This is a genomic window from Devosia sp., from assembly GCF_036406155.1.
GTDB lineage: Bacteria > Pseudomonadota > Alphaproteobacteria > Rhizobiales > Devosiaceae > Devosia_A.
This window is the reverse complement of record NZ_DASWVV010000115.1, coordinates 1-6,328: the sequence shown is the minus strand read 5'-3', so window position 1 is coordinate 6,328 and position 6,328 is coordinate 1. Positions and strand designations below refer to the sequence as shown.

6 protein-coding genes are annotated in these 6,328 nt (G+C 71.3%); 3 read left to right on the top strand and 3 right to left on the bottom strand.

The window, feature by feature from the left end; all coding sequences use genetic code 11:
* A partial coding sequence (xseA, locus tag VGD93_RS07220) for an exodeoxyribonuclease VII large subunit (protein WP_395010644.1) occupies positions 1–968 on the bottom strand: 968 nt, incomplete at its 3' end.
* 97 nt (positions 969–1,065) lie between these two features.
* Between xseA and purD the strand changes: the two genes are divergently transcribed.
* Both purD and VGD93_RS07210 read left to right on the top strand, forming a co-directional pair.
* Complete coding sequence (purD, locus tag VGD93_RS07215) at positions 1,066–2,340, top strand: phosphoribosylamine--glycine ligase (protein ID WP_395010642.1); 1,275 nt, start codon at positions 1,066–1,068, stop codon at positions 2,338–2,340.
* Between the two features lie 43 nt (positions 2,341–2,383).
* Positions 2,384–3,358, top strand: coding sequence for a patatin-like phospholipase family protein (locus VGD93_RS07210; RefSeq protein WP_395010640.1), 975 nt, complete (start codon positions 2,384–2,386; stop codon positions 3,356–3,358).
* On the opposite strand, the gene VGD93_RS07205 is transcribed toward VGD93_RS07210, so the two are convergent.
* Positions 3,342–3,824, bottom strand: a complete 483-nt coding sequence (locus VGD93_RS07205) for a nucleoside deaminase (protein WP_395010638.1) — start codon at positions 3,822–3,824, stop codon at positions 3,342–3,344. The two genes, VGD93_RS07210 and VGD93_RS07205, sit on opposite strands and share 17 nt — an antisense overlap.
* A gap of 111 nt (positions 3,825–3,935) precedes the next feature.
* On the opposite strand from VGD93_RS07205, the gene mutL reads away from it, so the two are divergent.
* Positions 3,936–5,717 carry a DNA mismatch repair endonuclease MutL gene (gene mutL / locus VGD93_RS07200; protein ID WP_395010636.1) on the top strand — a complete coding sequence of 594 codons (1,782 nt, stop codon included), beginning with the start codon at positions 3,936–3,938 and terminating at the stop codon, positions 5,715–5,717.
* Here the strand turns inward: mutL and rsmD are convergent.
* Complete coding sequence (gene rsmD / locus VGD93_RS07195; RefSeq protein ID WP_395010634.1) at positions 5,714–6,277, bottom strand: 16S rRNA (guanine(966)-N(2))-methyltransferase RsmD; 564 nt, start codon at positions 6,275–6,277, stop codon at positions 5,714–5,716. The genes mutL and rsmD overlap by 4 nt on opposite strands.
* Positions 6,278–6,328 lie beyond the last annotated feature (51 nt).

Sequence of the window (6,328 nt, the reverse complement as noted above, 5' to 3'; positions counted from 1 at the left end):
CGCTGGCCGGCGACGGCGAGCAGGTCGAGCGGGCGCGGCAGCTGCCCGGCCGCGGCGCGCAGCCGGTCGCGTTCGGCCACCAGCCCGCGCCTGATCCCGTTGCGGGCGCGATGGCCGAGGTCGTCGACATAGGCGACGAGTTCGGTGCGCACGGGCACCGCCGCCTCGGCGGCGGCGCTGGGCGTGGGCGCCCGCAGGTCGGCCGCGTAGTCGATGAGCGTCGTGTCGGTCTCATGCCCGACGGCCGAGATCACCGGGATGGCGCTGGCGACGACGGCGCGGACCACCGCCTCTTCGTTGAAGCCCCACAGATCCTCGATGGAGCCGCCGCCGCGGGCGACGATGAGCAGGTCGGGACGCGCAATCGGACCGTCGGGCGGCAGGCGGTTGAAGCCCGCGATGGCGGCGACGACCTCGGGGGCGCAGGTCTCGCCCTGCACGCGCACCGGCCACACCAGCACGTGGCTGGGGAAGCGGTCGGCGAGCCGGTGCAGGATGTCGCGGATGACGGCCCCGGTAGGCGAGGTGACGACGCCGATGACGCGCGGCAGATAGGGCAGCGCGCGCTTGCGCGCCTTGTCGAACAGGCCTTCCGCGGCGAGTTTCTTGCGCCGCTCCTCGAGCAGCATCATGAGCGCGCCGGCCCCGGCCGGCTCGATCTGCTCGATCACGATCTGGTACTTGGACGACCTCGGAAAGGTGGTGAGGCGCCCGGTGGCGATCACCTCGAGGCCCTCCTCGGGCTTGAACAGCAGGCGCGGCCAGCTCGACTTCCACACCACGGCGTCGATGCTGGCGTTCTCGTCCTTGAGGGTGAAATAGGCGTGCCCGGAGGAATGCTGGCCGCGAAAGCCCGAGATCTCGCCGCGCACGCGCACGTGGCCGAATTCGTCCTCGACGGTGCGCTTTACCGCCTGCGACAACTCGGAAACGGTGAATTCGGGGGCGTTGGTGAGGGGCATGACCATGGCCAACTGGTGCGGCAAGGTAACCGCCCCGTCAAGGGTGGCGGGCCCGGGAGCCGCGTGATAGATCGCACTCGCGAGCGAAGGACAGGGGACAGGCATGCGCGTCTTGGTGATCGGTTCCGGCGGCAGGGAGCACGCGCTGGCCTGGGCCATCGCCCGCTCGCCCCAGCTCGAGCAGCTGTACGTGGCCCCAGGCAATGGCGGCACCGCGACCATCGCCACCAATGTCGAGCTCGACATCACCGACCACGCGGCCATTGTCGGCTTCGCCCGGCAGGAGCGCATCGACCTCGTCGTCATCGGCCCGGATGCCCCGGCCGTGGCGGGCCTCGGCGACGACGTGCGCGCCGCCGGCCTGCTGTGCTTCGGGCCGAGCAAGGCGGCGGCGCAGCTCGAGGGCAGCAAGGCCTTCACCAAGGCGATCTGCGACGAGGCCGGGGTGCCGACCGCCGCCTGGGCCAGCTTCGACGACGAGGAGGCGGCCCTCGCCTATCTGCGCGGCCGCAGCGCGCCGATCGTGGTCAAGGCCGACGGGCTCGCGGCGGGCAAGGGCGTGCGCGTCGCCGAGACCATGGCGGAGGCGGAAGACGCGGTGCAGGACTGCTTCTCCGGCGCCTTCGGCGACTCCGGCTCCACGGTCGTCATCGAGGAGTTCCTCGCCGGCGAGGAAGCCAGCGTCTTCGCCCTGTGCGACGGGAACACCATCGTCATGCTGCCCAGCGTGCAGGACCACAAGCGCGTGTGGGACGGCGATCGCGGCCCCAATACCGGCGGGATGGGTGCCTATTCGCCGGCCCCGGTGATGACGCCGGAAATGCTGGAGCGGACCCGGCGCGAGATCATCGAGCCTACCGTCCGCCGCATGGCCGAGCGCGGCACGCCGTTCACCGGCGTGCTGTTCGCCGGGCTGATGATCACCGACAGCGGCCCCAAGCTCATCGAGTACAACGTCCGCTTCGGCGACCCGGAATGCCAGGTGCTGATGCTGCGGCTGAAATCCGACGCGCTCGAGCTGCTGGCGGCCACGGCGCGCGGCGACCTGAGCGGGGTCAATCCCGAATGGCGGGAGGAGGCGGCGCTCACCGTCGTCATGGCCATGCGCGGCTACCCGCTGAGCGTCCCCAGGGGCAGCGAGATCAAGGGCGTCGACACCCTGGACGGGGACGACCTGCAGGTCTTCCACGCCGGAACCAGGCGCGACGGAGCGCGGCTGCTCGCCAATGGCGGCCGCGTGCTCAACGTCACCGCCCTCGGGCGCACGGTCGGCGAGGCGCAGGCGCGGGCCTATGCCGCCGTCGACCGCATCAGCTGGCCGGAAGGCTTCTGCCGCCGCGACATCGGGTGGCGCGCGGTGGAACGCGAACGGGGCTGAACCACTTATAAACCTCGGAGGACTAACCTACCTGAGGTTGCAGATGCACGACGCAGCACCGCGTCCCGAGACGATCCCCATCAGGCGGCGGGGAGAGGAAATCGTCAGGCGCCTGCGCGGCGGGGGCCGGGAGGCCCGGGAGAAGGTGTATACGCGTGACGGCCCACGAATCGGGGTGGCGCTCGGCGGCGGTTCGGCCCGGGGATTGACCCATATCCCCTATATCGAGGCCATGGACGAGATGGGCCTCAGGCCGGCCGTCATCTCCGGAACCTCCATCGGCGCGCTGATCGGGGCCGGCTGGGCCAACGGCATGACCGGCAAGGAGCTGCGCGAGCACTCCTACACCGTGCTGGGCACCCTCAGGATCATCGCCGGCCGGCTGTGGGGCGCGCAGATCCGCAATATCGGCGGCTGGATGCAGAACGGCTTCAAGGTTCAGCTCGATGCCGAGCGCATCGTCGACGCCTTCCTGCCCGAGGGCTTCCCCAGCGACTTCAAGGACCTCAGGACGCCGCTCTACGTGGTGGCAACGGACTTCCAGTCGTGGCACCAGGCGGTGTTCAGCGAAGGGCCGCTGCGCCAGGCCATCGCCGGCTCGATCGCCATCCCCAGCTTCTTCAAGCCGGTGCCGTTCGCCAACCACCTGCTGGTCGACGGCGGCGTGGTCAACCCCCTGCCCCTCGACCAGGCCGCATGCGACACCGACATCCTCGTCGGCGTCGACGTCAACGGCGACCCCTCAGAACTGCTCAACAAGACCGACCACAAGACGCTCGACATGTGGTTCGGCGCCGCCCAGATCATGATGCATTCGCTGACCGCGCACATGATGAGCGCCTATCCGCCCGACATCTATGTGCGGCCGCACCTCAATTCCTTCGGGGCGCTCGAGTTCTGGCGCGTGCGCGAGATCATCGCCCATGTCGAGAAGGACAAGGACAACTTCAAGCGCCAGCTGGCGCGCAAGATCGACCTCTACATGGCCCAGAGCGCCGGCGTCACCCGGGCGGGGTGAGCGGGCCGCCCGGCTGGCGCAGCCCCGCGAAGAAGGCGCGCAGCAGCGCCCGCGAACGGGTTTCCCCCAGGCCCGCGATCACTTCCGGGCGGTGATGGCAATTGGGGCTCGCAAACAGCCGCACGCCATGGTCGACCGCCCCTGCCTTGGCATCGTCGGCGCCATAATAGAGCCGGCGCAGCCGCGCATGGGCGATGGCGCCGGCGCACATGGCGCACGGCTCGAGCGTCACGTACAGGTCGCAGCCATCGAGCCGGCCGGTGCCGCGCTGCGCCAGGGCGCGGCGGATGGCCAGCATCTCCGCATGCGCGGTCGGATCGTTGAGCTCGCGCATGCGGTTGCGCTCGGCCGCGAGCACCCGCCCGTCCTCGACGATCACCGCCCCCACCGGCGCCTCGGCGTGTGCCGCCGCCTCGGCGGCGAGGGCAAGGGCAAGTTCCATGGGGGATCCGGGCGCATCGGTCATGATCTGTGCCTACCCCTTCCCCGACCTTGCCCACAAGGGGGGACCGAGCGGTGATTTCCCGGTGTGGGCCGGCCCGCACCGGCGCTACAGTGCGGGCAAGGAGAATCGCCCATGCCCATCCGGCAGCTGCCCGACGATTTGGTGAACCGCATCGCCGCCGGCGAGGTGGTGGAGCGGCCGGCCAGCGTCGTCAAGGAACTGGTGGAGAACGCCATCGACGCCGGCGCCGGCCGTATCGCCGTGACCACGGCGGGTGGCGGCAAGACGCTGATCCGCGTCGAGGACGACGGGGCGGGCATGGGCGCCGACGATCTGGTGCTCGCGGTCGAGCGCCACGCCACCAGCAAGCTCGCCGACGACGGGCTCGACGACATCCGCACGCTCGGCTTCCGCGGCGAGGCGCTCGCCTCGATCGGCGCCGTGGCGGACCTTGCCATCGCCTCGCGCCCCGCCGGCGCACAAAGCGGCCTCAGGCTCGAGGTCAGCCGCAGCGTCAAGCGCGCGCCGGTGCCGCAGGCGATGAACCGCGGCACGGTGGTCGAGGTGCGCGACCTGTTCGCAGCCGTGCCGGCCCGGCTGAAATTCCTCAAGTCCGACCGGGCCGAGGCGGCCGCCATCACCGACGTGGTCAAGCGCCTTGCCATGGCCAATCCGGGGGTGCATTTCGTCCTCGACGGCGCCGACCGCGGCCCGCTGAACTGGCCGGCGCCGCACGGCGAGGACGTGCTGGCGGCGCGGCTGGGCCAGGTCATGGGTGCCGATTTCGCCGGCAACGCCGTGGCCCTCGGCCTCGCCCGGCACGGCGTGGTGGTCACCGGGCTCGCCGGCCTGCCCACCTATTCGCGGGCCAACAGCCTCAGCCAGTTCTACTTCGTCAACGGCCGCTCGGTGCGCGACAAGGTGCTGCTCGGGGCGGTGCGTGCTGCCTATGCCGACTACCTGTTCCGCGACCGCTTTCCGGCCATCGCGCTGTTCCTCGCGCTCGATCCGGCCGAGGTCGACGTGAACGTGCACCCGGCCAAGGCCGAACTGAGGTTCCGCGACCCGGGCGGCGTGCGCGCGGCGGTGATCCGCGCCATCGCCGAGGCGCTGGCGGCGGCCGGCCACCGGGCCTCCGCGACCGTCGCCGAGGCCGTCATGGACGCCTTCCGGGCGCCGCAGATGGCGGAGGCCACCGTGGCCGCGCCATTTCGCGGCTTCGACACGGCGGCGCCGCGGCCCGCCACATGGTCCGCACCGGGCCTTATCGGCCTCGCCGAGCCCAGCGCCCGCTACGAGCCGGCCGAAACGGCCGCAGAGGGCGCCGTCCAGTATCCGCTGGGCACGGCGCGGGCGCAGATGTTCGAAAACTTCATCGTCGCCCAGAACGGCGACAGCCTCGTGCTGGTCGACCAGCATGCGGCGCATGAGCGGCTCGTCTATGAGCGCTTCAAGGCGCAGCTCGCCGCCGGCCCCGTCGCCTCGCAGATGCAGCTGATCCCCCTGGTCGTGGAACTGGCCGAGGAGGATTGCAGCCGGCTCGAGGAGGCGGCGCCGGTGCTGCAGCGGCTCGGCCTGCATCTCGAGCGCTTCGGCCCGCGCGCCGTCGCCGTGCGCGAAACGCCGGCGCTACTCGGGCAGGCCGATATCGAGGGACTGGTGCGCGACCTCGCCGACGGGCTGGCCGAGTGGGGCAGCGCGGCCGCGCTGGGCGAGCGCATGGACGCCATCATCGGACGCATGGCCTGCCATGGCTCGGTGCGCGCCGGCCGGCAGTTGCGCCTCGACGAGATGAACGCGCTGCTGCGCGAGATGGAGGCGGTGCCGCACTCGGGCCAGTGCATCCACGGTCGGCCCACCTACGTCGAACTCAGGAAGCGCGACATCGAGCGGCTGTTCGGCCGCACGCGCTAGGTCCCGGGCGAATAGCGCAGCAGCCGTACGCAGGCAGCGCCGTAGTCGCGCTGCAACTCCACGAGATAACCGGGCGGCAGGTCGACCTCGGCGTCGGCCCCCTCCTCGAAAACGATGAGCGACTCGGGTGCCAGCCAGTTGCCTTCCGCCAGCGAGGCCAGGGCTTTTTCGCCCAAACCCTTGCCGTAGGGCGGATCGAGGAAGACGAGATCGAACGGCCCGAGCGTTCCGGCCGGGCCGAGGCTGGTGGCATCGCGGCGCAGCAGCTTGGTCACGCCCCCCACCCCGAAGGCGTCGATATGGTCGCGGATCAGGCCGCGGGCCTCCGAGCCGGTGTCGACGAAGCACACGCTGGCGGCCCCGCGCGACAGCGCTTCGAGCCCGAGGGCGCCGGTCCCCGCGAACAGGTCGAGCACCCTGAGCCCGCCCAGATGCGGGCCGAGGCGGCTGCCGATGATGCTGAAGATGGCCTCGCGGGCCCGGTCCGACGTCGGCCGGATTGACTCGTCGGGCGGCGACAGCAGCGCCTTGCCGCGGTACTTGCCGGCGACGATGCGCATGGTCTAGCTGCGGGGCTTGCGCGGCGGACGCGGACCGCGCGGCGGCCCTTC